The sequence below is a fragment of the Candidatus Nitrosarchaeum limnium BG20 genome (genome assembly GCF_000241145.1).
Classification (GTDB): Archaea; Thermoproteota; Nitrososphaeria; order Nitrososphaerales; family Nitrosopumilaceae; genus Nitrosarchaeum; species Nitrosarchaeum limnae.
Genome location: NZ_AHJG01000186.1, coordinates 1 through 26,237, shown reverse-complemented (window position 1 = coordinate 26,237; position 26,237 = coordinate 1). Strand labels below are relative to the sequence as shown.

Here is a 26,237-nt window from a genome sequence, read left to right as displayed (position 1 = left end):
TACATTAAAAAATTATTGGGGTTTAGAGAGATGAAATTTGAGCAGGAATATCGCTCAGATAGAAATGATGTAGTAACTGAATTCTTTGTTCCGTGTCTAAGTAAATGTGTGGAATATGACAGATGTGTGGATTTTTTGTCAATAAGAAATTTAGCTGGAATTGCAATGGGGTTTGATAATTTCACATCAGGCAAGGCAAAATTAAAAATGATTACGGGAAATAGATTCAAGATATCAGATCTCAACATACTTACCAAACTATTCAATGAGAAATATACAAAACGTTTTGACGGAAAATTAATCAAAGACGTTAAAATCCAAAAAATTCAAGATTTCATAAATAACGGTCAAATTGAATTAAAGATTGCAGTTCCAAATTCTGAAGAAATTTCAAATTACTTTTCAGAGAGAATCGGAATATTCAAAGATGAAAAAGGTGATTGTGTTGCATTTACTGGTACATCGTCTTCACTTTCCACACACATTAGAGATTTTGAATCAGTAGATGTATTTACATCATGGAACGATAAATCAAGAATTGATAGGAAGATAAAAGATTTTGATGATCTTTGGGAAAACAATACCAAATTTGTTGAAGTGTATGATTTTATGTATGCAGAAAAGAACAATCTTTTGAAATACACATCAGAATGGGTATTTAGCGATTAAAGTTGAGATTGTTCTTCTAGTCCAGATTTATTTTCATAAAAATTCATTCTATTAATTTTATAATAGATTACTTCACCACGTCTTTCTATAACTGCTATCACGGGTTCTTTTCCCATCTGAGTAATTTGTTCAATTTTTTTCTGCAAAGCACCCATCTTTTCTTGCTGTCCTTCATTGAGACCAAAAATTAGAAACTTTGCACCTTTTTCACCAAACTGTCCTCGCTCATATACACGAAAGTCAGAGCCAAATCCAAATCCGTCTTTAACTACGTATCCTCGGGTTTTCAAATCTCTGTAAATCAAAAACTTTGTCAGAGTTTCAGAATCATTTTTTTGACAGATATTCATCAAATCATCAAAATTGATTGTTCTTTTGCCTTTGTGTAGAATTAATTTCTCAGAATATAGAAGATAAAGAGATTCAAATGACTTTAGAAATAATTTTTCTTTTTCAATTTCCCCATAACCTTTGAGTTGGAGCTCATGAATCATTTCTTTATTTGAAATACATGTTTGATCTGAGACTAATTCACCTTTTACAAGAGGAGTTTCTTCCATAATGAAAAGAAAATTATCAGTTTTCCATATAAGCATTGGATAATACGAATAGGTGTTGTCTAACCGTTAAAATATGGGCATTTTGGTTTGAGTTTATCATGCATGGTGCAAATTATAGAGTTGGAAAAGGACAACCATTCTGTAGAAAAGAATTCATCAAGGGTAATCCCCAAATAAAAATTGCCAAATTCCAAGGTGGAAAAAGAGCAAATTACGATTATTGTGTTCAATTACTCATAAATGAAAAAGTCCAGATCAGACATATGGCCATAGAATCTTGTAGATTAGCTGCAAACAAACTACTAGAACAAACAACAGGTGAAACAGGCTACTTTTCAAGACTCAGGATTTATCCTCATGTATTACTTAGAGAAAACAAAATGGTTGCTACTGCAGGTGCAGATAGAATTTCAGAGGGAATGCGAAGAGCATGGGGAAAGGCTACTAGTCTAGGAGCTAGAGTGGCTCGAGGTCAATGCATCATGGAATTTTATGTGAATGCACCACATTTAGAAAAAGCAAAAAAAGCACTTTCAAGTGCTTGTGTTAAAATTCCAGGAACTGCAACAATCAAAGTTATTCCCTGGGATCAAAAAATGTCACCATAGATTTTCCAAGTCAGATTTCTTGTTTTTGATAAATTCTAAAAATTCAATAAATTCTATTTCTGTTGGTTCTCTGTTCAGAATTCGTTTTGTTTGATAGTAGAATGCGTTGTATAATCTACCAACAACAATTCCCAATGCAAAGGATTTTGAATTATCAATACTTGAAAGTGATTGTATGATTTGTCGTATTTCGTCTTTGTTTGAAATTGTTTCATGGATTTTTTGTTTGATTTTTTCCATTAGTACTTTATCCATGAATTATCTTGAAGATAATAGTTAAAAACAGTTTAATATCCAAATTCATTCTCTAGGGTTGTTGCAGTTATAGTACAGTTTGGTTAATATTCGAGCTTGCCAAGTTCGTGACCCGGGTTCAAATCCCGGTAACTGCACCATCTTATTTTTTATTACTTGGTTTTAACCCATGCTTAATGATCTCTAGAGCATTTTCTGCTTTTTCAGGTCTAGGCAACTGAATCATAAAGACATTATCTTTTCCGTAATGAGATTTAGGGGATGATATGGCAAGCATTGAAGTTTTTGCAAGAGCCTCAAAAAAAGATAGTTTCTCGTTTGCATTAATCAATATTTTTTCAACGATTCCACCTTGAGAAAATCTTAAAACGATTTCTACAAAGACGTGGCCCAATCCATCTTGCAAGATATTAAGATCAGTATCAATAGAAAGCGCTGTACCTGCAACTTTGGATATTAATTCATCATATTTTATTTCTCCTAAAATTATACATGGAACATCTTTTCCATCAAAATCAAAAGAGGTTACATTTTCATGAACCTGCTCAGATAGTTTCTTTAATTCATCAGACATTTTTCTTTTCTAACATTGGAGTTATTTTATCACTTGCCTTTATCATAAACGGTGTTAGAAATGCTGTAACAATTGAAATCACACCAATCATTGGGAACAAAAATGCACTTACAGCACCGATATCCACCCCAGTTTTTATTATCACAATTGAAAATTCCCCTCTTGGAGCAGCTAATGTAAAGGCTGAACGAATTCCCTTGGTACGTTGTTGGCGAAATATGAAATTGCCAAGCATATTCCCGCTAAACTTCATTGTAATTGCCAGTATAATTAATGCGATTGATAAAACAATATAATTTTGAAGTTGAGATACGTCCATCAGAGCACCTACGGAGATAAAGAAAATTGCTACAAACATATCCTTTATAGGACTTGCCAAAAGCTTTGAGACTTCAGATGACTTTGATTCTGCAACGAGTACTCCAGCAAGAAATGCCCCTATCGCAACAGACAGTCCAACAATGTTTGCCAATAATGCATAGCCAAAACATACACCTAGAACACTTAACAATAAAATTTCTCTATGTTCAGCTGCAGCTACTCGATCAATTAGAGGAGTGATAACTCTTGTCCCGATGGTAAAAGTGCCTACAATCAAACCAATTGCAACAATAATTACAACTACGATAGATTCTATGGAAACACTTCCAACCAAAGCAATGGATTGTAGAGATGAAATTAAAATAACTGCAACTACGTCTTCAACAATCAATATACCCAAAACAAGAATAGTAGATTCACTCTTGATTCGCCCCATCTCTTCAAGAATTTTTACAATAACAGCAGTACTAGAAATAGAAAGGGCAGCTGCAATAAACAAGGAATCCATAGAATTTAGTCCGAGTAAACTTCCGGCATAAAAAATTGCACCTAATGTGGTAAACAAACCAATAGTACCAACACCAATTGCCATTTTTCCAGTACTCTTGATTTTTGCAAAAGGAAATTCAATTCCAATTACAAAAAGAAGTAAAATAACACCGAATCTCTGAGAATAGATTCAATGCAGATACATCAGTGAGAATTCCAGTACTTGCTAGAACATCAGATGAATTACTCCCTGCAGGCAATATCCAAGTCCAAAGAGGGGAAAGAGGTCCCAACAGCATTCCACCAAAAAGATATCCTATGATCAAAGGTTGTTTTATTTTAAAGAAAGCTAGAGTTGCAATAGCCCCTATAATCATGATAAAAGCTAAATCAGTGATAAATGAAGTGTGAGGGGTATAGGTAACAGCTCCCAAAAGTCCAGAATAGATTTGATTTAAACCGTCAGAAATTCCAGACAGATCAATTTGTTGAGCAAAATTATTCACTATTTTTCTTCATCTAATTTGTTTAAAAACAGTTACGGGTAGATGAAAGTCGTTCTTTCAAGAAAAATTTATGAGATTTAGTCTATTTTGAACCTCTTTATGTTTAATCATAATGAGTACTATAGCAGAATGATGAGTAGGTCAGCTGAAATTAATGTAGAGATATGACCTGGGGTATCTGACTGTCATTGGTAACATCACAATTACCAAAATACTAATAGTACGGTACCATACCGTACTATATGATTCAATGCGAATATTGTCCAAGAGGATTTATTGACACAGCAAATGGACTGGCTGAAAAAACATTTCATGAATTACTTCATGAGCCAGAAGTTGTCAACAAGTAACTCTTTACATTTTTTATTTTACACCTAACTTTTTTATGATCATATTTTATTGCTAATAGATATGGTTGCTAGGGTATCTAAAAAGACAGAAAAAGATCCAGAAAAAACAAAAAAAGTTACAAAAAGAGAACCAACTCCAGCTGCAGTACTAAAAAAAGTGGCAGCTGTAACAGACTCTAGTAAAGCATTACAGAAAGAAATTAAATCAATGTCAAAGATATTTGGAGATAATCAAAAAATTCTTGTATCCATGAAAGGAATGATTGATACTTTATCAGTCACATTAGAAAACATACAAAAACAATCAAAACAAATTAACATCTTAGAAGACGACACACAGAAACTGTATGCAGGATTAAATCATGTAAGGACTCAATCAGATCTAGTTTCAAAGATTAATGAACAAACTCAAAGACTACAAGAAGAAGTAACCAAGATAAATGAATTACAGAAAACATCTCCAAAAACTCCAGAACTATCACAAAGAGTTGAGGATAGCATGAATGCTATGAGAAATAATTCACAGATGATAATAAAAATTGCACAAAGAATCGACGAGGTAAGAGATGATCTAAGAAAGGTATCAGGAAAGACAGACTCTCTAGCAGATATCGGTAAAGAAATTGATAATTTAAGAAACAGCATTGATGAAATAAACAAAAAAGCAGACAACATGGAAGTGAGTTCGCAGATAGTCACTAGCTTAAATCAAGAGCTTGGAAAAATCAAAGATGATGTAAATTCAGTATCAAAAACTAGCTCAGAGCTAGAAGCAATTAAAGTTGCAATTGACACAATTGCAGTAAAGGCATCAAAAATTGATTCTCTAGGCGGTGTGATTGAAGGGCTAAAGCAACAGTTTACAACAATTGCTGGAAAAGCAGATTCTGCATCTGATTTGAGCATGAATTCAATTAAGGAGGTCTTGGGGAAAATTGATAAAATTGAGACTGAGATAAATTCACTATCTCACAGGGCAGATTCCACTGCGTTTGTAGGCGAGGGCTTAAAATCAGTTCAAGAAGACTTTACTAATTTTAAAAAGAATGTGTTTGAAAAGACAGATAACATTGAGCAAAAAATTTCTTCAGTATCAGATATTTTAAAGCGACAAGATGCTCTAACTTCAGAGTTTCATAAAAAATCAGATAAAATATTTGAAGAGATGCAATCAGTAAAAAATGTCACAAACAAAACAGCCAAAGAATCATCAAAGGAGATGATGGCACTACTCAAACTTTCAGAGTATCAATCAAACATCAGAATGAATGCAGAATCAAAATACGGAGAGATAAAAGATCTTGAAAACATGGCAACACAGACAGCTGAAATTGTGAATTTATTCGATAGATTATCAATAGAGGCAGGAGAGAAAATTCCATTACCACATGAAGTCAGGCAGTGGGCAGTTAGTAAAATTTTAGATTGTGCAGACAAGTGGGAGATTAGATTTAGTGATATCTTTGCAATTTTGATAAATACGATCGGAAAAGAATTACTAAAAGAAGCAATCAGAATTCAGCAAATTAGAGATATCTATGGAATTAGAGCTGTAGATGAAATTAGAACAGAGTTGAATATTTCTTAGACTCCAGCTGTTTCATCAAATTTAGTTAATTGATCTCTTCTTCGTTTAAGGGCTGTAAAGATTCCTAATATTGCAGCAATCCACATTGTACTAAATATGATGTTAGATACACTGACAAACATGTATGGAGTTGCATCCATTATATTTTGACGAAGAGACAAAGAACGTTCTCCTATGTTAGATATACCAGTTTGAAATGCAGCGCTATCTTTTGGCACACTAGATATTGTTTCAGCGTTTACTTGTAATTGATTAACATCACGTTCTATTCTAAGGAAGTTGGTAGATTCGGTAGGAAATATCCATACAGGGTTTTTACTTTCTGGTAATTTCTCCATAACAATTGCCAAGTCTTGTTTTATTGCATTCAAGTGATTCTTAATCTCAACAGGATCAGAGGAGCCAATAATTCCATCTAAATTACCGCGCATTCTATCAAGTGGGTAAATATCAGAATGATATCCGTTAATGGCCATAAACCCTCCAAAAATAATAATTGCAAGTACTCCAATCATGGATAATTGATATGTTCTTTTTGCCATTTTTTCTGACTTGGTTAAAACAGGAATAATGTCTGATTTAATTCTTTTAAATCGAGTGTGAGACAGGCTCATGTATGAGATGTAAAAAAATCCAACAGTTTGCAACCCTATAATTGGTGCAAAAATAGGATTATTTGAAAAAATGGAAATTAAAATTCCCATCAGCCCATAAACACCAAAAAAGATCTCTAGTAACGTAGTTTTTGTAAAAGGTAAATTGTATGATTTATCTCTCCAATCATCTTTTTTGTTGATTATTCCATATTTTGGAGTTCTAAGAAATTCATTTTTCTTTCCAAAGATTGCATCGAACACAGCGACGCTATTATTTACAGACATTCCTGCATTGTAAACAAGTAATGCAGGTAAAATCTTGACTTTGGATTTCCAAGATTTTTGATACATGCTTTGAATGATCATAATGTATGCACCTGGACCCATGGCAAGATATGTTGCAATAGTCAATGCAGGAACAAAACTAACCAAATAGAGATTCATGTCAGCTGCTAAAAGAACAGGTAGTGTCAGAAATTGAATTAACATTAAGGGATAGACAATATGACGCGTCAGTTGTACAAATGCTTGAATTTTTGCTTCGACACTAATTTTACGTTTGAGTGCAATGTCTGCTAATAATTTAATTGCACATTGAATGGAACCTTTTGCCCATCTGAACTGCTGCCTTTTAGCTGCATTCATCTGAACAGGTAATTCAGCATCAACTACAATATCAGGTAAAAAAAGACATTTCCATCCTTTCATTTGAGCTCTATAACTCAAGTCAAGATCTTCAACAAGAGTAGCTGTATGCCATCCACCTGCATCGGCTATACAATCACTTCTCCAAATTCCTGCAGTACCATTAAAGTTCATAAACAAATTAGAATTGCTTTTTGCTTTTTGCTCTATTAGAAAATGAAAGTCAAGACTAAGTGCTTGTGCTTGAGTAATTGCAGAATAATTTTCATTTACATGTCCCCATCTACATTGAACTAACCCAATGTCAGGTTTTACAAAATGAGACATTGCTTTTTTCAAAAACCAATTTGGTGGGATAAAATCTGCATCAAAGATTGCTACGAATTCTGTATCAGTGATTGTCATTGCGTATTTTAGAGCACCAGCTTTGTACCCTTTTCTAGTACCACGTCGTATATGCTCAATTTGAAATCCTTCTTTTTTGTATTTTGCAACAACATCAAACAAAAGTTCAACTGTATCATCATCAGAGTCATCTAAGACCATTATCATCATCTTTTCTTTTGGATAATCCATTGCACAAACTGCATCAACTAGTCTCTTTGCCACATACTTTTCATTGTAAATTGGTAATTGAATAGTAATAGTAGGGGTACCAATTTCATTGGTAGAAAGTATAGCTTTTCGCTTTACAGATAGATAGGTAAGATAATAAAAATTGCAAGTATATGCTGTTATTATAATTGCAGAGATTATGAAAAGATCAAAAACAAATTGAGTAAAAGGGTTAAGTGCCATCTGCTAATTTCACAAAATTACTTGTCGCTATTTATAGTTGCAAAAAGTAATTTATTTTTGCTCAAATATCTTGATTGCTTGTGGAGGACAGACGCCTTCGCATGCAAGACAAAATATACAATCTGGTTCTTTTGACATAAGAGGTTTTTTCTCAGATGCTGGATTTCCAGGTGTGTCAAACCATTCGTAGACACCAACAGGACATGCTTCAATGCATCCACCGTCGGCAATACAAATATCATAATCAACGGATACAAATTCTCCCCATACACCCAAGATTCCATTATTTGCACCTTTTCTACCCCAAGTCTTGATCGTATACCCATTGGCATCAAATGGAGTAGATGGTTTCATTTTTGATTTGTATGCAACATCAATTGGGCCTGGTTTTGCACCATCTGGAATTGCGATGTCACCACCATCTTCTTCAACAATTTCTTCATCAGTTGCTTCTGTTGGTTTTGGTTTAGCATTAAGAACAATTTTTGCGAGTGGTGTGAGTTCTTCTAGTCTTGCAATTGCTTGGGCATGATTTAGTTTCTCGGCCTTTGCAAGATAAGAGATCATCTTATCTGCCAATATTGTATTGCGTAAAATAGTATCAATTACCATTTTTGCAAAATGGTCAGCCTTTTTTCTATAGTCTTTGACCCAGTTTGGATCACCGAATTTTTCAATTGGGAAAATTTGATAAATTATATCGACGACTTCACCGCTAACAATTTCTACTGTAACGGATAGTTCTACCTCTTCGTATCCTTTTGCATCAGGATCTTTCATATTTTGTTCTTTCCAACGATATGTTGCAAAGACTCTGTCTGCATATGCATCCATTTCAAATGCTTTTTTCAGACCGTCATGTACGGATTTAATTTCAAGTGGATCTTCAAGTTTTATGGGCAATCTATAAAGTCCTAGTTTGAAACCATGTAAAGGATAAACACCACGTTTTGCAGTTGGTGCTTCCATAGACCAAACTCGATCTTTTAAGAGTAATGACATTTGGTTTTAGTAGATTGAATTTAGTTAAAAAGGTTATCAGTCACTGTCGTCAGGGCATGTAAGTTCACGCATCTCAGTGTATTTTTTTTCCATGACTTCTGCATATTCACTTACCGTGTTGAGATCAAAAAGATCCTTTGAAAAATACCAACGAATTGGTACCCAATGGCCTATTCCATCCATATCATGAATCATACCTTTGTCAGCTTGGACATTTAATTGCTCATCAAGTGATGTCTCTTTTACTGTAAGACCACGTTTTGTTTTATCTTCCATTACAAAACTAGTATTACCATCTTTGATATAATAAAATGAACCAGATTTAAGGACGGGAAGATCCAAAAGCAATTTTACTTTTCCACAGGATTGCCAATCATGTTACCCCATTCAGTCCAGGAACCATCATAGTTTCGAACCTTAGAATAACCTAGAAGATATTTTAGAACAAACCAACTGTGTGATGATCTCTCTCCAATTCTACAATAACAGATAACATCTTTGTCAGGTGTTACACCTTTTGATTCATAATTTTGTTTTAGTTCATTCACTGACTTGAATGTGCCATCAGCATCATTTACGGCAGTTGCCCAAGGAATATTATTTGCTTTAGGAATGTGACCACCTCTTTGTGCATGCTCCATTGGATATTCTGGAGGTGCAGTAATCTCACCAGAAAATTCTTTTGGAGATCTTACATCAACCATTACAGTATCTTCTCTACCAAGTGCTCTGCTAACATCAAAGAGATAAGCTCGCAGTCCTTCATCTGGTGGTTGAGCTTTGTATGTAGTTGGTGTAAATTTTGGTTCTTCAGTAGTGTATGACTTTTTTTCTAATTCCCATTTCTTTCTTCCACCATCCATGATTTTCAGATTCTCATGTCCATAGTATTTGAAAACCCAGAAGACAAATGCTGCAAACCAATTATTAAAATCACCATAAAGAATTACTTCGGTATCTTTTGTAATACCATTTTTAGACATTAATGCCTCAAATTGTTTTTTGTTTATAATATCACGAGTTATTGGATCGTTAATGTCCCTCTTCCACCAAATTAAGCTGGCACCATTAATGTGACCTTTTTGATATCCATTTACAGGATCATAGTCGACTTCAACTAGTTTACGATTTTCGTTTGGAGGGTTTTTTGACACCCATTCTGTATTTACCAAGACTTCTGGATGTGCATAACTCATGTTATAGTACAAATCTGCATTCATACTTAATTGTTTTTACATTAAATTAAATAAAAAATATCTTTTTAACTAAATGGGAATTAGGAGAACTGATTGAAACTTCATAAAGTCGCAGTGGTCAGCAAGGTAGGTTCAAAAGATTCAGAGGATGCAGCAAAAAAAATAGCAAAAAAATTCCTAGCAAAAAAATCTATAGTTTACACCATTTCACCAATAGAGGTAGAAGGCTCAAAAAAGGTAGAATCACTTGACGAGTTAAAAAAAGAGAAACTTGATCTCGTAGTCACTTTAGGTGGGGACGGAACGACACTCAGAGTTTTTAGATATTTAGAAAACGAAACTCCAATTCTAACAATTAACGTAGGTGGCAATAGAGGAATTTTATCTGAAATTACAATTGAAGAGATAGATGAGGCAATAGAGAGAATTGAAAAGGACAAATTCTTTCTAGATAAACGAACCAGGGTGGTTGCATCATGTGGTGGCAAAGAGTTTCCTCCTGCATTAAATGAGATCTATATTTGCAGAACAAACCTTACAAAGACTGCAGAGATCGAGATAAAATTTCAAAACGACACAGTAAAGCAGAAGATGGATGGGGTCATAATAGCTACCCCAAGTGGCTCAACGGGACACTCGTTTTCTTTGGGTGGGCCAATACTTCATGAAAGTCTAGATGTTTTGATCATTACACCTGTAGCACCCGTGTATAGATTAGAGTCAATTGTAGTGCCAGATGAAAAAATAGAAATAATCTCATCTCATGATTGTAGTATAGTAATGGATGCGCAGGTAGTAAAATCGGCAGGGTATGGGGAACCGATAATTATAAAGAAGTATAGTAAACCAGCAGTCTTTGTTAGATTGAAAAAACGAGGACTGAGACAGATGAGTAAACTTGGATTTTAGAATACTAGACGCTAGTGCATTTTATGCAGGAGTTCCATTTGGATCAGCTAGTGATTGTTATACAACTTCGTTAGTATATGAAGAGATAAAGCATATCAAAAAAAATCATGATGCTTTAGGGACACTCTTAGAAACTAATCGATTAAAAATAATGGACCAGATAAAGAATCAACTAATGCTGCAATAGCATCTGCCAAAGAAACCGGTGACTATCCGCAGCTATCAAAACAAGATATTTCAATAATTGCACTATGCATTAGCATTAAAGGTGAAATAATTTCAGATGATTTTGCAATTACAAATGTTGCAAAAAACATTGGATTAAAAGTATCACCAATTATGACAAATACATTTCAAGATGTCGGTAAATGGGTTCATTACTGTCCAGGTTGTCATACAAATCATACAACTGGAAAAGAATGTCCTATGTGTGGAACTCCACTAAAGAAAAAATTACTCAAGGGGCAATCGCCTTCCATACCAGTCAACGAATGAGCCGTCATAGAGTTTAACATTTTCATATCCAGCAATTACAAGCTGTAGAAAAAGACTAGATGCTCTATGTCCATGCATACAATAACAAACAATTTGACTTTCTTTTGGTATTTGATTATCAAAAAAAAGATTTTGTAAAAAAGATTTGTCCTGAAATATCTTGTCATATGATATTCCTTCAGTGAATGGAATTAGTTTTGAATTTGGTAAGTGACCTCCCATAAATTCTTGGGGAGTTCTAGCATCCAATACTACAAAATCATCTAAATTTTCTTTGAGTGAATCTGAATTTATTCTAATTTTAGAATTTACTTTTGGAATAAATGTTGTAAGAGTTGGGGCAAATATTTTTTTTGTTAATTCAAATCCATTTTTTTGTAATGTCATAATATTTGCATCCAGGAGAAATATTTTTTCATGACCGAAATACAAAAAAGTCCAGGCAATTCTTGCAACAGAAGGATCCATTGATTCTCCAATTAGAATTACAGTTTTAGAATCATCAATTCCAAGTGAGCCAAATAACTCAGAAATTTTTTTTCGTCTAGAACTAGATTTGATCCGTATTGATCAAACTCTATAACTTGATCAAGTGTTAATGATTGAGATTTTGTAATATGTCCATACAGAAACATTGTTTTTGGGCGTGTATCTAAAATTACAATATCTTTATCGGATTGATGCTCTTTTAACCAATCTATTGAAACTAACATGAAATTACAGGTTTGTTAATTTATTTAATGGTATCATGAATCATGCAGAGTTTTTTGATTTGATTCTTTGAGGTGTTTACTTTGAGATTCAAGCACATGTTTTATTTTTTTGGCTCTTGCATCTCCCAGTCCTTCAACTTTTGCAAGCTCGCTAGTTGTTGCAGTATAGACTTTGAGTGGAGTGCCAAATTTTTGCAGCATTCGGACGGCAAACTTTTCTCCAATTCCAGGCAGACTACAAAGAGAAGACAATTGTTGTTTTTCCAAATCATTTGATTTTTTTATTTTTTTCAGGTATGGTCCCTTTGGAGACTCATTTCTAGAACAAAGTGAAACTAGTAGTTTAGCAGTATGAATTGCACTGGGTGTAGGAATAATTGGAATTTTAAAATCAATTACTACTGTAGATAAGGCACCATAGAAGATCATAGGGTTTTCCGTGATTTCCTCAATCTCATCTACATTTCCTTCCATCAATACAATTGGGAATTCAAAATGTTCCTTTAATCTGGAACACTGATCAAATAGCCTACCATCAAAAACTGATGACATCAAGTCACGAATACTTTTACGTTCCACTACGGTTTCTGGAGCTACAATATAATCGCCAATAGGCAACGTCTTCATTTCAATGTTAAGACCTACAGACGTCAGTAAGTCAGGTATCCCACTTTTACGTTCCCGCTCATCTACAATTATTCTTAAATTTTCTAATTTCACCAAATTGTAATCATGTAATTTGTTAATATCTTTTTGAAATCTATTATCAGTTTATTTTCTAGGATTATCATCAGTTGAAGGCTTTGGTATTTGAGATCCGCTAGATGGTGTAGGTCTAGACATTTGAGCACCTCCAGGAGGTGGAGATCTCATCATTTCAGTAATCTTTGCTTCTTGCTCTTTTAATGACTCTTTAATTCTAGATTCTTGTTTTTCCAAAACGGTTAAACGTGTTTTTGCCATCTCTTTTCGTTCTTCTAAATCTGCAATAAGTTCAGATTTAGTAGATTTTATCAAAATTGAACCAGCATGTTTGTAAACAGTATCATCATCTGCCGCTTTTTTTAATTCCTCTAATGCCTTGTCAGTTTCTAATCGTTCCATCTCAAGATGTTGTTTTTGTGTCATTATAGATTGAAGATTTTGTTGGGACTGTTGCATTTTCATTAATTGTTCTTGAAGCCATGGAGGCATTTGGTCAGAAGACATGTCATTGAAGTGATGTGTATTTCATTATATCTTTACCGATTCAATTGAATCGTAACTTGCTTGGATTAATCGTAGAGTTGAATTTAGGTTTGCTCTTAGGTGAGGAATGTATTCGGATTCTATTGTGATGGTAATTTTGTCATCCATGGACATTCGTGTCTTTGTTGGGTTTTCGGGATAAAATTCATTGTCAGTGTTAATAGATTGAAAAATTGCTTTTGTTTTCTCTTTTGCGTCAACTATGATTTTTGCATTAAAGTTTGACATCGTATGCTGTTCCGGCAACTTTGAAACTACATTTTTTACAAGACCAGATACCAACTGCATCTCGATTAAATTGCTGAGAGCCACATTCAGGACAAGTTCTTTTTTCTTTTAGTTGAAAATGGATTTTAGAATATAGTTTTCTATGTTTGATTCCGTATCTAGCACCCAATCCTTTCAATGTTTTTTGTTTGACCATTTTATTATGCGCCACCCTTTGCTTGTTTTAACTTTTCTCTGATTATTGAGCCTACTTTAACAGATAATTCACCACATTTGATAACCTCTTCAAATGAAAATCCACCAATGCCTCCTTTCTGTAAAGCACAAATGTTTCCATTAGAATCTGTAGTAATTGTTATCCTTGCATCCATACTATCCCATTCATCACCATTTGGATCTACAATGATATGGTTTCCAATTTTGCCCATTGTGACAGATACCGGAATAGTTGTAATTGGTACTTCAGATTCTCCGCCTTCAACTAAAGTTGGAACATCGTTTTGCATCTCCCATTTTGGAGATTTAGAGGATAGTAATGCAGCTGTTGCAGCATAAGCGCATGCGTCAAATAGATTTCCATCATAATCAACTACTACATTATCAGCGAATACTCCAACTACAGATTTATTTTTTTCAATAACTAATTGAGATAAATCAATCATGTGACTTTCCCTGATTCCCCTATCCACGACTCTTGCCAATTCAATCACATCGGGTCCAGGAGGTCCTGTTTCTACACTTGGATGAGATAGTGGTAAAAGTTCAGCAGTACAAATGAAGATACCTTTGTCACCCATATCTGGAAAAGGTCTATCAGGTTGAATTTTAACACCACAAACAACTTCACTATCACCGAGTCTAACTCGTGCAGAACCATTTGCTTTTGGAATTGCATTAACTTCAATTACTAATTGTCTAGGTTCATCTAGTGCTCTTCCGTCAACTCTTTTTCCTTGTTCAAGTAATTCAAGAATTTGAGATTTTTTTAGATCATCAATTACAGATGTAGAAGTCATTTACTTTCTCCGTTTCCAAAATATTTGTCTGTAAGTGCCTTCTTTTGTAATTCATAAACAATTTTACAACCATGAATTCCAGTCTCTACACATTTTTTGTATTCTGCAGGAGTCAATACTCCATCTAATTGCAGTAGAGTGATTTTTTCAAGACTTGGCATGTAACCAATTGGCATGTCAGCTTGTCCGGCTTGATCCTCTTCATTATTTACATCTAAGATAATTGTATCAGCAGCTTTTCCTGCAGCACATGCAGCAACCATGTCTCTCATTGGAATTCCAGCGTCGGCTAATGCAACTGATGCTGCAGAAAGTGCTGCACATCTAGTACCGCCATCAGCTTGAAGAACTTCGATAAATACATCAACCGCAGTTCTTGGAAATTTTTCTAGCATGACTGCTGGTTCTAATGCTTCTTTGATAACTTTAGAAATTTCAATCTCTCTTCTTGAAGGTGCTGGATTTTTTCTCTCAGTTACTGAGAAAGGCTCCATATGATATCTAACTCGCAAAATACCAGTGTCAGTGTTTGACATGTGTTTTGGATGAACATCTCTTGGACCAAATACCCCAACTAAAATTTTATTATCGCCAAATTCAATATATGCAGAGCCGTCGGCATTTTTCAATCCTCCGGCCTTTATCATAATTCGTCGTGGTTCGTCAACTTTACGGCCGTCACAACGAATTCCATTTTCATCTAGTAACACTAGTGTTGTATCTCTACCGCCCATTATGATTCACCTTTTGATTCTAACATTTCTTTCACTTGGTCTGTCAAATTAGCAACATGTGCCTTTTCATCGACCATTTGTATGGCTTTTTTAGCCTTTAATAATCCCTCGGGAGTTTCACATGAAACTACTATCCAGCCGTTTTGACCAATGGTTACGGCAGCACCGGTAGCCATTTCGATCATTTGTATCATAGTTCCCCTCTTCCCAATTAGGCGTGGGACTTTGCTTGGAGATATTTTTACTAGAGTTCCAGAATCGATCTTACCTAGATCTCTATCAGCTATAGTTACAAGTGGATCTCTAGTTCTATCAAAATTTGCAATTCGGGCAGCAACTAGGTCACCTGATTTGAGTTTTGATGTGAGTTCATCGGCATGTGCAGAAAAATCCCTTCCAAAGACATCTTGTGCTGGTAAAAATCCCACATAACAGGAGTTGATATCCAGTTCCCATGACAATGATGTGTGAGATATAACTTTGCCAATAACTAGATCGTCAATTTTTGGGATATATTTTCCGGTTAACGGAATTACTTTAATAGAATCATCATAAATTTCCGAAATTCCAATAGATGTTGCAATTATTTTGTTACCATCAAGGATTACATTTTGCTCTGGTCTGTAAGGGCCAGTCGTAATCACATCGCCTGGAATAACATATTTTCTTTTATTTTCCATTACTTCATAACCTCAACTGTAGCAGAACCTTTTGTTATAGAACCTAATCTATCAATCACATTTGGCCTTGCTCCAGCGGGTATTTCAAGTATTGCTTTTAAAGAACCATTATTTTGCCATTCTTCTTTTTTCAAAGACCCAACAGATTTCAAAACAGCATATGATTGAGATGCATATTGTGCTGGAATAGTTATTTCAAGATCAAGATTTTCAGACTTGAGAGCAATGATAGAACGTAATTTGTCTACAATTTCAGGCACTTGTTCATCAACACTTTTTTGCGGTTCAATTGTAATTCGTCCATCCTTTAATGCTTGTTCAATTCTTATCGGTGGATGAGGTAAGTGAGTTCTAGGGTCAACGTATGTCTTTGCAATAAATGAAATGATTTGTTTTCTCTTGTCATCTAACATCTTACGTCTTTGATCAGTGGTGAGATTCAGATCACCTTTTTTTAGCATTATCTCGGCTATCTCGTTTACATCTTCAGTTTTGAAAGCCTTGAGTAATTTTTCAGTCGACGGTTTTGTACCCTTACCGGAATCAGTATAGATTTCATCTGCAATTAAAATAGAAGAGATGTCTTTTTTCTTACCCATTTTATAATCAAGAGCTGGATCAGGTTTTACCAAAATCTCAAATTTTTCGCCTTCATACGAATATCTAACAACAGTAACATCAGTCATTTCTGAAATATTCTATGTTAATTTGGTATTTATCTCTACCAAATACAATTTGCTTTAGGCATTATATCAGATGTAGAAAATATACCTAAGAAAATCAAGGCATGCCACAAATAACTAACCAATGTCTAATATTTGATCATGTATTACTGTACCATGAGTCAAATCCACTTACAAACAAGGCAACCTAAGCCTTCAGAAATACTGGTTCAAAGTACCCCAGTAAAAAAAGGCAGAAAACTTGAAACTATAAAATGTAAAGTTTGCTTTGCACCAACAGCACCTGACATATACAATACATACACAGGTATTCCGCTTGTGCTAAAATGTACGCAGTGTGGCTGCAAATCATGGTCAACAATAAAGCATGCCACAAACCAATAATCAGAACTAATTATTTGAAAGGAGAACACAAACCATGAGTCAAATACAATCTCTTAAAAATCAGGGTTTGAATCACACCATTTTCAAAACAGATATTGAATCACCACATTCTAACACTTCAGATTTAGAGACAGTTCTGAATAGACTATATCACAGAGAAAACGAGATATTCAAAAGAATTGTGATTGCCATTAGAATAAACGATGATGCACAAAGCACTATGCTTGCATCAGAATTGCTAAGAATTAGAGTCTTGAAAAGAAATATTTGTTTTGCATTAGAATTACTGTATAATTACAATACAAGACATTCATACTTGTCAATTTAAAGAATCGAGCATTATATAATTACAGGCACAAAATTTGCAATTGCATTTTAGTATAAAAAAATTAAATCAAAAATAAGGCATGCCACAAAATACTATCTAAGACAATATATTTGCAAACCCAAAATCAAACATGTCAACAATCATAGTTCAAAGGCAACCTGAGCCTACAAAAACACTGGTGCAAAGTATTCCAGTAAAAAAAGGTGAAACACTTCAAATGCCAAATATACAATTCAGATGGGAAGATCTAGCAGGTCTGTCATGGACGCTATTAGATGATGGAGATGAACTGTAATTGGAAAGCAATCAAGTCTATCAATATGATTATGCTTGCAATCAGATGAATCAAATAAACGGCATTAGATTTGCAGCTATAATTAACAACAAAGGAAGAAAAATAGCAGGCGGGTTTAGTCCAAATATTACACCACTGGAAAAAGATCAACAAAAAATAGAGATGTTGTTTATGGAGATGGCACTTGATTTGTCAATGAGAAAAGAGTTCGACAATACGCTTGGAAGCATTAACGCGATAGTATCATATCGAAATAAAACAAACATCATCACCATTCCACATCAAGACAATTTTATGCTCATATCATCAGAGCCAGAACTAGAGTCTTCAAAAATAATTCTAATGGCAAAAAAGAATCTCAAACCCATGAAAATCATGGAGGTGATAAGTTGTTGAATATGTATGATACAAAAATAGTGATTTGTATAAACTGTAAAAAACCAATAGGAGAAATAGAATTGGATTCAACAATGGATAATCCTTTGTGTGGTCAATGTGCATTAGAGGAAAGTTTCAGTATGACTAAATCCAGAATTAAAATTGCGCAGGTAATGTAATTTTTAAAAAAATGGAGGAGGATAATTTTGCCGGATGAATCATGTAGAAAGTGTGGAGGTTTATTGTTAAATTATTCATTATGTGGAAAATGTAAGACTCCAACGCGTTTTATTTGTAGAATTTGTGGGAGTATGACTTTGGAGCAATTTCATGAGTTTATTTGTTTTAACATTATAGACTATAATGAAAAAATAATCCAGTATCCTTTGACAAAGCAGGCCACAGTACAGTAGATATTCTAAAAAATAAACAAAACAAAACAAAACGGTGCGACATAACTAGCATGTCATAGCGATACCCTCGAATCCAGACAGCCGAGTTTATGACGCACTAGAAATTCTTAAACAGTGTAAAAATCACAAAAGGCAGTAAATTCAAAATCCCAATAAAGCTTAATTACCCATACACAAAACCAGCTAGATTTTTATGTGGACTTTAGGAATTTTTTTCTAAGATTTGTCTTCTTTAGAGGTAATTAACAAGGATAATCAGAAAATATCAATAAAGCTAAAAGGTGTTCCATTACAATATGCAAATGCACTTAGACGTATCTGTCTTAATGGCATCCCAGTTTTTGCCATCGATACTGTGGATATCATAGAAAACTCTTCAGTATTGCCTGATGAAGGCTTGGCTCATAGACTAGGATTAATACCATTACAGACTGATCTCTCAAGATTCAATGAACCATCAAAATGCGATTGTAAAAGTGAAACAGGATGCTCTAATTGTAAAGTAATGTTAGTTTTAGATTCAGGGGATTCAGATGTAACTAGAACTATTTTATCAAATGAACTAACATCAGAAGATGAATCAGTAAAGCCTACTTCAGATAAAATTCCAATTGTTCAACTTGCAGCGGGCCAGAGAATTAAAGTGGAGTGCTATGCAAGACTAGGACGTGGAACAGAACATGCAAAGTGGAATTCTTCAAATATTTCAGTTCTAACTGAAACCAACAAGGATGACGAACGTATTCTTACAATCGAATCTACAGGAGCATTAAAACCAGAACAGATAGTTCTTGCTGGAGTAGATGAACTAAGCAACAGATTAGAAGAATTCAAAGAAATTATTGGTCAATTAAAAGAATAATCCAAGCATAGACATTATATTTGGGTTTCAAACCGGTTTATTCACATGGCTAATCAAGTCGTTATACGCATGGCAAAGGATCTAAAGAAGGCATCTGCCAAAAATGATGCTCCGCTTTGGGCAAAACTATCCGAATATGCACTAAAACCATCAATTGCAAGACGACATATTAATTTGAATAGAATTGGTCAATTAACAAAGGAATCAGATACTGTAGTTTTCCCAGGTAAAGTATTAGGAACTGGAGACATTAATCATAAAATTACACTTTGCTCATTTTCAATTTCAAATGCAGCAGCTGCTAAAGTTTTAGAAAGAGGTGGAAAGATAGTTAGTTTTTCTGACTTGATAGAAAAAAACCCAACAGGGAAAGGAGTGGTACTACTTGGCTAGTCAAGAAGTAGCAGTATCAATGGACAAACCAGTAGTAGTTGACGCAACAGATCATATTGCTGGAAGACTATGTTCAAAGGTTGCAAAATTATTATTAAATGGAAACAGAGTTTCAATTGTAAACTGTGAGAAAATCATGTTAAGTGGAACACGAGACAACATAATTTATCATTACAGAAAATTCTTAGAAGTAAACAGTGTAATTCATCCAAGACACGGTCCAGTACATGCAAGAAGACCAGATACAATAATGACGAGAATGGTTCGTGGAATGTTACCAAAGAAGAAACCATCTGGATTAATGGCCCATAAAAGATTGCGAACATACATTGGTTCCCCAAGAGAATTAAGTGCATTTGAGAAAATTCAATTCAAAGAAGCAAAGATTACAAAATCGCCTGCAAACTATACAACAATTGGCGAAATTTCAAAAATAATAGGATGGACAGAATGACCACACCAAAGACAGAAATCTATTTTGCAACAAGAAAAACATCTAGTGCACATGTATACATTACAAAAGGACAAGGAAAAATTAGAATAAACAACATTCCAATTGAAATGATTCCACAAGAAACAGCTCGTGAAGTTATGTTAGCTCCATTAGAAATTACCGGAGATTTGAGAGATAAAATAGATATTTCTGTTAGAGTTAGAGGTGGAGGATTTATGGGGCAAGCCAGTGCAGCAGCTACTGGCATCTCAAGAGCACTGACAGGTTGGACAAAATCTAAAAAAGATCCAAAAGATCATCCATTCCCAAAATCAACAAGAGAAGACCTTAGACAAAGAATCACAGATTTTGACAAGTATTTGATTAGCGGTGATGCCAGAAGAAAAGAGCCAAAGAAATTTGGCGGACCTGGCGCAAGAAGAAGAAAGCAAAAATCATACCGTTAGGCTTTGAAGGCTGTGATTTTAGCCGGTGGCAAAGGAACTAGAGGTAAGCCATATACTGAATATTTTCCAAAGGCAATGACGCCAATTAACGATATACCATTAATTGATTACATTGTAAGATATCTCAACTCGTTTAGTTTCATCAAAGAAATCATCATTGTTTCAGATTACAATGGACTTGGGGGTCAGATTAAAAACTACTACAGTAACGCAAAGAATGGAAAAAAGATTACATTTGTACAAGACTCTCAAAGTGGGACAGGTGGAGATCTATTACACCTTGAAGATAAGCTAAAAGAAGACACGGAATTTGTTTTATGGTTTGTAGATAACCTATGTGCAATTGATTTGGAAAAGATGAGAAAAACATTCAAAGAGAAAAACAGCATAGCATGCATTGCAACTAGAACAAAAAGAAAAGAAGAGACAGGGTTTGCAGTAGTAGAAGACGGAATAATCAAAGAGTTTAGAGAAAAACCAGTAATGAAACTGCAATTATCCGAATGTCTTGGAGTATACATTTTAGGAAAAGAAATAATCAAAAAAATAAAAGCAAAAACAAAACAAAAGGAGATCAACTTATCATTTGATATTTTACAGCAGTTATCACAAGAAGGGAAGATTAGTGCTTTTGACATTGAGGATAGAGATTGGATTGATGCTGAATCTCCAATGATTTTAGAAAGAAATGATTCTACTGTAAAGAAGATTATAAAACAGATGGGATTTTAGATTGCTTTTCAAAGTTTAGTATTTGTTTTTCATAAATCAAGGTTTGTGCAATATCATCCAGCCCCTCCAAAAGAATTTTTTTCTTGTGAGAATCAATATCAAAATGAATTGTTTCAGAACTTGTTTTGATAGTTTGGTTTTGTAGATCCACTTCTACCTCGCTTGTTTCTTGTTGTAATTTCTCCACTGTCTTATCATCTAGAATAATTGGCAAGATACCATTTTTGAAACAGTTACTATAAAAGATATCTGCAAATGACGTTGATATGATTACCGAAAAACCGTAATCTAGCAATGCCCATACAGCATGTTCTCTACTGGAACCACATCCAAAATTATCTCCTGCAACTAGAATTTTGGAATTTTTGTATTTTGGCTCATTTAGAATAAAATCAGGCTTGAGATTTTCGTGTTCATCATATCTCCAGTTATAGAAAAGAAATTGTCCAAATCCAGATTTTTGAACTAGTTTTAGAAATTGTTTTGGGACAATTTGATCAGTATCGACATTTACCTTATCAAAAGGAGTGACTATTGTTTTGATTTTTTTAAATGACTGCATCTTAATTCAAATCCATATCCCTTACATCTACAAAGTGACCTTCAATAGCCGCAGCTGCAGCCATTACAGGACTAACCAAATGGGTTCTTCCTCCAGTTCCTTGTCTTCCTTCAAAATTTCTATTTGAAGTACTTGCACATCGCTCACCAGGTGATAATATATCGGGATTCATTCCAAGACACATACTACAACCTGCATCTCTCCATTCAAAATTTGCATCTGTAAAGATTTTATCAAGACCCAATTCTTCTGCTTGTTTTTTTACCATTTGAGAACCAGGGACTACCATTGCTTTGACATGTGAGGAGACTTTTTTTCCTTTAACAACTTTGGATGCTTCAATAAGATCCTCAAGCCTTGCATTAGTACAAGAACCAATGAAAACTCTATCTATTTTTATTTCAGTCATAAGAGTTCCAGGTTTGAGTGCCATGTATTCAAGTGCTTTCTCTGCTCCCTTTTTTTGGTTTTGATCACCGTTAGAAAATTCTTCAGGGGATGGAACTGATTCAGTAACATCACAAGTCATTCCAGGATTAGTGCCCCAGCTTACTTGAGGTGCAATATTGTCAATTTGTAGAGTATATTTTTTTTCAAATTTTGCATCACTGTCAGTTTTCAGATTCTCTCTCCAGTAATCAACTAGAGATTCATAATTTTTTGGAGTATATTTTCTACCTCGAAGATACTCAAATGTTTTTTCATCGGGTGCAATTAATCCAGCACGTGCACCTGCCTCAATTGACATGTTACATATTGTCATTCTTTGCTCCATTGAAAGATCACAAATCCCATCGCCAGTATATTCAATAACAGTTCCATTGCCCCCAGAAGTTCCAATATTTTTGATAATAGATAGTATGATGTCTTTTGCAGTAACCGCGTGAGGGTTTTTTCTTTTTCCCTCTACCCTTATTTCAAAAGGTTTTGGTTTTTCTAGCCACAAAGTTTGAGATGCTAAAACGTGTTCTACTTCACTTGTACCAATACCAAATGCTAATGCACCAAATGCCCCATGTGTGGATGTATGACTGTCACCACAAACTATAGTGGTTCCAGGTAATGTAATTCCTAATTGAGGTCCAATTACGTGAACTATTCCTTGATTTGGGCTATGAATATCAAATAATTGAATTCCAAAATCCTTACAGTTTTTCTCTAGTGTTTGTATTTGGACTGCAGATGTTTGATCCAATATAGGAAGCGTTCTGTTATTTGTTGGAACGTTATGATCCATTGTTGCAATAGTCAGATCAGGTCTTCTCACTTTTCTGTTATTCATACGAAGGCCATCAAATGCTTGCGGCGATGTAACCTCATGCACCAGATGTCGGTCTATGTAGATAAGAGAAGGGCTGTTTTCTTTTTCTACAACAATATGAGCATCCCAAATTTTTTCAAAAAGTGTTTTTCCCATTTTAATCCTAATCTGGTTTGTACTTGAATAAACCGCCAGCTTCTATTATTTTTCCAATGATTTCGGAGAATGGTTTCATTTTGTATGTTTTGTTTTTTGTGAGATTATTGATTTGATTTGTCTTGATATCAATATCAATTTGATCACCTTCAGAAATATCAGAATATGCATCTTGATCAATTTCAATTGGAAGCAAAAATGCCCCATCAACTGCATTTCTATAAAAGATTCTTGCAAATGATAATGCAAGTACTGCCTTTATTCCAGAATGAGACAATGCAATTGGAGCATGTTCACGGGATGAACCGCAGCCAAAATTCCTACCAGACAAAATAAAATCACCTTCTTTAACTTTGGAATGAAAGTCAGGGTCTAGTCCTTCCATTGCATGTGTTGCAAGCTCAGCATAATCATGCACTTTGAGATATTGACCAGGAATAATTACATCAGTATCAATGTTGTCTCGAGCATATTTTATGACGTTTCCTTTCATTTCAAGTCCCTCGGATCAGTAATTTTTCCAGTAACTGCAGAAGCTGCTGCTACTAGTGGTGATGAAAGATATGTTTGTGAATCTACATGTCCCATTCTTCCTGGGAAATTTCTATTTGTAGTACTGATGCAGATTTCATCTTTTGCCAACACACCCATGTGAGCACCGCAACATGCTCCACATGTAGGTGGACCAACAGTAACACCTGCATCTAAAAATATTGTTAGTAGTCCATTTTCCATTGCACGTTTGTAAATAGAAATTGAAGCAGGTAAGATTTCAGTTCTAATCTTTACTTTTCTTCCCTTGAGAATTTTAGCGGCTGCTACCAAATCTTCGTATTTTGCACCAGTGCAAGAACCGATGTATGATTTATCCAACTCTACTGATGGTGCTTCGCGCACTATAGAGATATTTTCTGGAGAAAATGGTTTTGCCACAAGAGGTTCCATCTCAGAGCCTTCATACTCGTATACTTTTTCATATTCTGCGTCATTATCTCCATGTACTAGAGAAATGTTAGTAGTCCCCTCTACTAGTAAGATAATCAACTACTTTTTGATCAGGTTCAACAATTCCGTTCTTTGCTCCTGCTTCAGTTGTCATGTTACACATTGTCAATCTGCTTTCAACGGACATTTCACTAATTCCAGTTCCACCAAACTGCATTGCTTTGTAAGCTCCACCTTCAGTAGTAATATCACCAATAATCTTTAGGATAAAGTCCTTGGCCATTACATGTTCTGGTAGTTTTCCATTTAGCTTAAAGTACAAAGTTTCTGGTACTTTGAACCATATCTGTCCATTTAGTAAAACATAAGCTACATCAGTGTGACCCAACCCACAAGCAAAAGAACCTAATGCACCAGTTGTATTGGTGTGAGAATCTCCACCAACATAAACTTCGCCTGGCAAGACCAATGCTTCTTCATGAGAAAGAGTGTGGCAAATTCCATATTGCCCCATGCCATACTTGAAGTGTTTTGCAATTCCATAGTTTTTAGTAAAATTAGATAACTTTACAATATTTTCAGCAGATACCTTGTCAGCCGATGGAACAAAGTGATCTTCTGCAACCCAAACTTTGGATGGGTCCCATAATTTATCAACGTTGATTCCTTGTTTTTTTAATTTATCAAATACTTTGAGTACGCCGGGACCTGACACATCATGAACCATAACCTTGTCAACTTTAGCAAAAACAACATCGTCAGGGGAAACTTTCTGTCTTCCTGAAGCACGAGCGAGTATCTTTTCAGTTATATTCATAACCAAAAAAGCCATTACTACAGATTAAAAGCTTTTCAGATATTCTCTGATTGGTTTGAATCAAACTCTAAATCCAGCAATGTTAAAGTTATTTCCCTGAGTTTCCTGATTATGTTTTACTCCAAGTAAATCAATTAACTCTTTGAGGTTCTTTGTTTGAAGGTATACTGTTGCAGGTCCAGTTATTTTTGTAACAAGACCTTCTCCACCAAGTATGGTGTTTTTAAGACCACCAAATTTTGTAACCTCATAATCAGAATTGATACTTAATGCAACTAGATGATAATTATCTAAAACAAATGTCTCACCAGATAAAATTTGTTTTTTTATTATTCCACCATATGCATTACAAAATACAGTTCCATCTCCAGTCGCTTTTAGCATGAATAGCTCACTTCCAAAGATACCTTTAGTGAATCCTTGCCACTTAGTATCAATATCAACATCAGGAGTTGAGGCAATGTAAGAGCCTGACTGTACAATGAATCCAGCATTGCTATTAATTGGAATATCAATTATATCGCCAACTGGAGGACCAGTTAATCCCAAAATACACCCATCATGTTTTGCAGTATACTTGTTTACAAAAAACGACTCATTTCCTAAAATTGAAACTTTGAGTGTCTTTAAAATTCCAGAGCGTGTCTTTGTATCAATTTGGATATCGCCCTGCATAAACACCAAAGCACCAGCTTCAGCAGTGATGGATTCATCTTTTTTCAAATTGACTTCCAATAAACTCATGGGATTTTTGAGAATCTGATATTCCATAAAACGACAATATCAATCTAGATAAAAAACCATATGTTTCTCATGCTAGTACATAGTCTAGATTCAAAAAAAAGTGGTAAGCACATTTGTTCTTTTAAGACTTTTCATTAAATTCAAATTTAATCAATGCTTATCTGTAAAATAATTTTACATCAAAACATGAAAACAAAATTCATC

Annotated in this window: 39 protein-coding genes, 1 tRNA gene and 1 pseudogene; 17 read left to right on the top strand and 24 right to left on the bottom strand. The window is 34.6% G+C overall.

All coding sequences use genetic code 11. The features are described 5' to 3' along the window. The coding region (locus BG20_RS06375; RefSeq protein WP_010192410.1) for a phospholipase D-like domain-containing protein at window positions 1-669 on the top strand (669 nt) is incomplete at its 5' end. On the opposite strand, the gene endA is transcribed toward BG20_RS06375, so the two are convergent. After that, window positions 666-1,229 carry a tRNA-intron lyase gene (endA, locus tag BG20_RS06370; RefSeq protein WP_010192409.1) on the bottom strand — a complete coding sequence of 188 codons (564 nt, stop codon included), beginning with the start codon at window positions 1,227-1,229 and terminating at the stop codon, window positions 666-668. The two genes, BG20_RS06375 and endA, sit on opposite strands and share 4 nt — an antisense overlap. Window positions 1,230-1,327: 98 nt before the next feature. Between endA and BG20_RS06365 the strand changes: the two genes are divergently transcribed. Continuing rightward, window positions 1,328-1,837: a 50S ribosomal protein L16 gene (locus tag BG20_RS06365; RefSeq protein WP_007402726.1), complete on the top strand. Its 510-nt coding sequence runs from the start codon at window positions 1,328-1,330 to the stop codon at window positions 1,835-1,837. Here the strand turns inward: BG20_RS06365 and BG20_RS06360 are convergent. Then, window positions 1,829-2,092, bottom strand: coding sequence for a hypothetical protein (locus BG20_RS06360; RefSeq protein WP_010192407.1), 264 nt, complete (start codon window positions 2,090-2,092; stop codon window positions 1,829-1,831). The genes BG20_RS06365 and BG20_RS06360 overlap by 9 nt on opposite strands. A 63-nt stretch (window positions 2,093-2,155) precedes the next feature. Between BG20_RS06360 and BG20_RS06355 the strand changes: the two genes are divergently transcribed. After that, window positions 2,156-2,232: transfer RNA gene (locus BG20_RS06355), tRNA-Gly, on the top strand. A gap of 2 nt (window positions 2,233-2,234) precedes the next feature. Here BG20_RS06355 and BG20_RS06350 read toward each other — a convergent pair. Together BG20_RS06350 and BG20_RS06345 are read right to left on the bottom strand one after the other, a co-directional pair. Next, window positions 2,235-2,666, bottom strand: coding sequence for a hypothetical protein (locus BG20_RS06350; protein ID WP_007402728.1), 432 nt, complete (start codon window positions 2,664-2,666; stop codon window positions 2,235-2,237). Continuing rightward, window positions 2,659-3,982 (bottom strand): annotated as a pseudogene (locus tag BG20_RS06345) (cation:proton antiporter domain-containing protein). Before BG20_RS06345 ends, BG20_RS06350 begins: the two are co-directional and overlap by 8 nt. 411 nt (window positions 3,983-4,393) lie before the next feature. On the opposite strand from BG20_RS06345, the gene BG20_RS06340 reads away from it, so the two are divergent. After that, window positions 4,394-5,920 (top strand): hypothetical protein, encoded by a 1,527-nt coding sequence (locus BG20_RS06340; RefSeq protein WP_010192404.1) that lies wholly within the window; start codon window positions 4,394-4,396, stop codon window positions 5,918-5,920. Here BG20_RS06340 and BG20_RS06335 read toward each other — a convergent pair. Genes BG20_RS06335 through BG20_RS06320 form a run of 4 tightly spaced genes read right to left on the bottom strand, consistent with a single transcriptional unit; the run spans window position 5,917 to window position 10,157 of the window. Next, entirely contained in the window at window positions 5,917-7,959 is a 2,043-nt protein-coding gene (locus BG20_RS06335; protein ID WP_010192401.1) for a cellulose synthase family protein, read from the bottom strand. The two genes, BG20_RS06340 and BG20_RS06335, sit on opposite strands and share 4 nt — an antisense overlap. Window positions 7,960-8,010: 51 nt before the next feature. Then, window positions 8,011-8,961: a 4Fe-4S binding protein gene (locus BG20_RS06330; RefSeq protein ID WP_048097112.1), complete on the bottom strand. Its 951-nt coding sequence runs from the start codon at window positions 8,959-8,961 to the stop codon at window positions 8,011-8,013. A 36-nt stretch (window positions 8,962-8,997) separates the two neighbouring features. Further along, a complete protein-coding gene (locus BG20_RS06325; RefSeq protein ID WP_010192396.1) occupies window positions 8,998-9,309 on the bottom strand; it encodes a hypothetical protein in 312 nt (103 codons plus the stop codon). Window positions 9,310-9,311: 2 nt separating this feature from the next. Beyond that, the gene (locus BG20_RS06320; RefSeq protein ID WP_010192392.1) at window positions 9,312-10,157 is read right to left on the bottom strand and encodes a sulfurtransferase; all 846 of its coding nucleotides are present in this window, start codon (window positions 10,155-10,157) and stop codon (window positions 9,312-9,314) included. A 93-nt stretch (window positions 10,158-10,250) separates the two neighbouring features. Between BG20_RS06320 and BG20_RS06315 the strand changes: the two genes are divergently transcribed. The 3 genes from BG20_RS06315 (at window position 10,251) to BG20_RS13245 (ending at window position 11,561) form a co-directional block, all read left to right on the top strand. Further along, window positions 10,251-11,066, top strand: coding sequence for an NAD(+)/NADH kinase (locus BG20_RS06315; protein ID WP_007402736.1), 816 nt, complete (start codon window positions 10,251-10,253; stop codon window positions 11,064-11,066). Beyond that, window positions 11,056-11,253 (top strand): PIN domain-containing protein, encoded by a 198-nt coding sequence (locus tag BG20_RS13250; protein WP_238527538.1) that lies wholly within the window; start codon window positions 11,056-11,058, stop codon window positions 11,251-11,253. Before BG20_RS06315 ends, BG20_RS13250 begins: the two co-directional genes overlap by 11 nt. Window positions 11,254-11,405: 152 nt before the next feature. Next, window positions 11,406-11,561, top strand: coding sequence for a hypothetical protein (locus BG20_RS13245; protein WP_238527537.1), 156 nt, complete (start codon window positions 11,406-11,408; stop codon window positions 11,559-11,561). On the opposite strand, the gene BG20_RS06305 is transcribed toward BG20_RS13245, so the two are convergent. From BG20_RS06305 to BG20_RS06265, 10 genes are read right to left on the bottom strand one after another with little or no spacing between them, the layout of a single operon-like run. Continuing rightward, the gene (locus tag BG20_RS06305) at window positions 11,520-12,029 is read right to left on the bottom strand and encodes a sulfurtransferase (RefSeq protein ID WP_010192389.1); all 510 of its coding nucleotides are present in this window, start codon (window positions 12,027-12,029) and stop codon (window positions 11,520-11,522) included. The two genes, BG20_RS13245 and BG20_RS06305, sit on opposite strands and share 42 nt — an antisense overlap. A 17-nt stretch (window positions 12,030-12,046) precedes the next feature. After that, entirely contained in the window at window positions 12,047-12,274 is a 228-nt protein-coding gene (locus BG20_RS13240) for a rhodanese-like domain-containing protein (RefSeq protein ID WP_010192387.1), read from the bottom strand. Between the two features lie 33 nt (window positions 12,275-12,307). Then, window positions 12,308-12,994, bottom strand: coding sequence for an ERCC4 domain-containing protein (locus BG20_RS06300; protein ID WP_010192385.1), 687 nt, complete (start codon window positions 12,992-12,994; stop codon window positions 12,308-12,310). A gap of 51 nt (window positions 12,995-13,045) precedes the next feature. Then, window positions 13,046-13,483 (bottom strand): prefoldin subunit beta, encoded by a 438-nt coding sequence (locus BG20_RS06295; RefSeq protein WP_010192383.1) that lies wholly within the window; start codon window positions 13,481-13,483, stop codon window positions 13,046-13,048. Window positions 13,484-13,507: 24 nt separating this feature from the next. Further along, window positions 13,508-13,750, bottom strand: coding sequence for a KEOPS complex subunit Pcc1 (locus tag BG20_RS06290; protein ID WP_010192381.1), 243 nt, complete (start codon window positions 13,748-13,750; stop codon window positions 13,508-13,510). Then, the gene (locus BG20_RS06285) at window positions 13,737-13,946 is read right to left on the bottom strand and encodes an eL43 family ribosomal protein (protein ID WP_007402742.1); all 210 of its coding nucleotides are present in this window, start codon (window positions 13,944-13,946) and stop codon (window positions 13,737-13,739) included. The genes BG20_RS06290 and BG20_RS06285 overlap by 14 nt, the downstream gene beginning before the upstream one ends. A 4-nt stretch (window positions 13,947-13,950) precedes the next feature. Beyond that, window positions 13,951-14,766 (bottom strand): exosome complex protein Rrp42, encoded by an 816-nt coding sequence (gene rrp42 / locus BG20_RS06280; RefSeq protein ID WP_010192378.1) that lies wholly within the window; start codon window positions 14,764-14,766, stop codon window positions 13,951-13,953. Continuing rightward, a complete protein-coding gene (rrp41, locus tag BG20_RS06275; RefSeq protein ID WP_007402744.1) occupies window positions 14,763-15,500 on the bottom strand; it encodes an exosome complex exonuclease Rrp41 in 738 nt (245 codons plus the stop codon). Before rrp41 ends, rrp42 begins: the two co-directional genes overlap by 4 nt. Then, on the bottom strand, window positions 15,500-16,180 hold the full coding sequence (gene rrp4 / locus BG20_RS06270; protein ID WP_007402745.1) for an exosome complex RNA-binding protein Rrp4: 681 nt from the start codon (window positions 16,178-16,180) through the stop codon (window positions 15,500-15,502). The genes rrp41 and rrp4 overlap by 1 nt, the downstream gene beginning before the upstream one ends. Continuing rightward, entirely contained in the window at window positions 16,180-16,866 is a 687-nt protein-coding gene (locus BG20_RS06265) for a ribosome assembly factor SBDS (protein WP_010192375.1), read from the bottom strand. The genes rrp4 and BG20_RS06265 overlap by 1 nt, the downstream gene beginning before the upstream one ends. Window positions 16,867-17,019: 153 nt before the next feature. Here BG20_RS06265 and BG20_RS11915 point away from each other — a divergent pair, with 153 nt between their 5' ends. The 10 genes from BG20_RS11915 to BG20_RS06230 all read left to right on the top strand — a co-directional run bounded on the left by BG20_RS11915 (window position 17,020) and on the right by BG20_RS06230 (window position 21,548). Then, window positions 17,020-17,247: a hypothetical protein gene (locus tag BG20_RS11915; protein WP_010192373.1), complete on the top strand. Its 228-nt coding sequence runs from the start codon at window positions 17,020-17,022 to the stop codon at window positions 17,245-17,247. A 34-nt stretch (window positions 17,248-17,281) separates the two neighbouring features. Next, window positions 17,282-17,575, top strand: a complete 294-nt coding sequence (locus BG20_RS06260; protein WP_010192371.1) for a hypothetical protein — start codon at window positions 17,282-17,284, stop codon at window positions 17,573-17,575. A gap of 130 nt (window positions 17,576-17,705) precedes the next feature. Then, complete coding sequence (locus tag BG20_RS12710; protein ID WP_193353030.1) at window positions 17,706-17,870, top strand: hypothetical protein; 165 nt, start codon at window positions 17,706-17,708, stop codon at window positions 17,868-17,870. Next, window positions 17,871-18,266, top strand: coding sequence for a DUF6659 family protein (locus tag BG20_RS06255; protein ID WP_010192369.1), 396 nt, complete (start codon window positions 17,871-17,873; stop codon window positions 18,264-18,266). It abuts the gene before it with no gap. Then, window positions 18,263-18,427, top strand: a complete 165-nt coding sequence (locus BG20_RS12410; protein ID WP_157999282.1) for a hypothetical protein — start codon at window positions 18,263-18,265, stop codon at window positions 18,425-18,427. The genes BG20_RS06255 and BG20_RS12410 overlap by 4 nt, the downstream gene beginning before the upstream one ends. Before the next feature lie 457 nt (window positions 18,428-18,884). Next, window positions 18,885-19,523 carry a DNA-directed RNA polymerase subunit D gene (locus BG20_RS06250; RefSeq protein WP_010192366.1) on the top strand — a complete coding sequence of 213 codons (639 nt, stop codon included), beginning with the start codon at window positions 18,885-18,887 and terminating at the stop codon, window positions 19,521-19,523. Window positions 19,524-19,568: 45 nt separating this feature from the next. Beyond that, window positions 19,569-19,916 (top strand): 50S ribosomal protein L18e, encoded by a 348-nt coding sequence (locus tag BG20_RS06245; protein ID WP_081477537.1) that lies wholly within the window; start codon window positions 19,569-19,571, stop codon window positions 19,914-19,916. Next, a complete protein-coding gene (locus BG20_RS06240; RefSeq protein WP_010192362.1) occupies window positions 19,909-20,370 on the top strand; it encodes a 50S ribosomal protein L13 in 462 nt (153 codons plus the stop codon). Before BG20_RS06245 ends, BG20_RS06240 begins: the two co-directional genes overlap by 8 nt. Continuing rightward, on the top strand, window positions 20,367-20,816 hold the full coding sequence (gene rpsI, locus BG20_RS06235; protein ID WP_010192360.1) for a 30S ribosomal protein S9: 450 nt from the start codon (window positions 20,367-20,369) through the stop codon (window positions 20,814-20,816). The genes BG20_RS06240 and rpsI overlap by 4 nt, the downstream gene beginning before the upstream one ends. A gap of 3 nt (window positions 20,817-20,819) precedes the next feature. Next, complete coding sequence (locus BG20_RS06230) at window positions 20,820-21,548, top strand: nucleotidyltransferase family protein (protein ID WP_048097111.1); 729 nt, start codon at window positions 20,820-20,822, stop codon at window positions 21,546-21,548. On the opposite strand, the gene leuD is transcribed toward BG20_RS06230, so the two are convergent. The 6 genes from leuD to BG20_RS06205 are packed head-to-tail and all read right to left on the bottom strand — an operon-like array spanning window position 21,526 to window position 26,060. Continuing rightward, the gene (leuD, locus tag BG20_RS06225; RefSeq protein WP_010192356.1) at window positions 21,526-22,110 is read right to left on the bottom strand and encodes a 3-isopropylmalate dehydratase small subunit; all 585 of its coding nucleotides are present in this window, start codon (window positions 22,108-22,110) and stop codon (window positions 21,526-21,528) included. The genes BG20_RS06230 and leuD overlap by 23 nt on opposite strands. Window position 22,111: 1 nt before the next feature. Beyond that, the gene (leuC, locus tag BG20_RS06220; protein WP_010192354.1) at window positions 22,112-23,527 is read right to left on the bottom strand and encodes a 3-isopropylmalate dehydratase large subunit; all 1,416 of its coding nucleotides are present in this window, start codon (window positions 23,525-23,527) and stop codon (window positions 22,112-22,114) included. Between the two features lie 7 nt (window positions 23,528-23,534). Next, window positions 23,535-24,020, bottom strand: a complete 486-nt coding sequence (locus tag BG20_RS06215) for a LeuD/DmdB family oxidoreductase small subunit (protein ID WP_007402761.1) — start codon at window positions 24,018-24,020, stop codon at window positions 23,535-23,537. Next, a complete protein-coding gene (locus tag BG20_RS13645; RefSeq protein ID WP_250635828.1) occupies window positions 24,017-24,571 on the bottom strand; it encodes an aconitase family protein in 555 nt (184 codons plus the stop codon). The genes BG20_RS06215 and BG20_RS13645 overlap by 4 nt, the downstream gene beginning before the upstream one ends. Beyond that, entirely contained in the window at window positions 24,540-25,289 is a 750-nt protein-coding gene (locus tag BG20_RS13640) for an aconitase family protein (protein ID WP_250635827.1), read from the bottom strand. Before BG20_RS13640 ends, BG20_RS13645 begins: the two co-directional genes overlap by 32 nt. A gap of 60 nt (window positions 25,290-25,349) precedes the next feature. Next, window positions 25,350-26,060: a TIGR00266 family protein gene (locus BG20_RS06205; RefSeq protein WP_010192351.1), complete on the bottom strand. Its 711-nt coding sequence runs from the start codon at window positions 26,058-26,060 to the stop codon at window positions 25,350-25,352. Window positions 26,061-26,237: the final 177 nt, after the last annotated feature.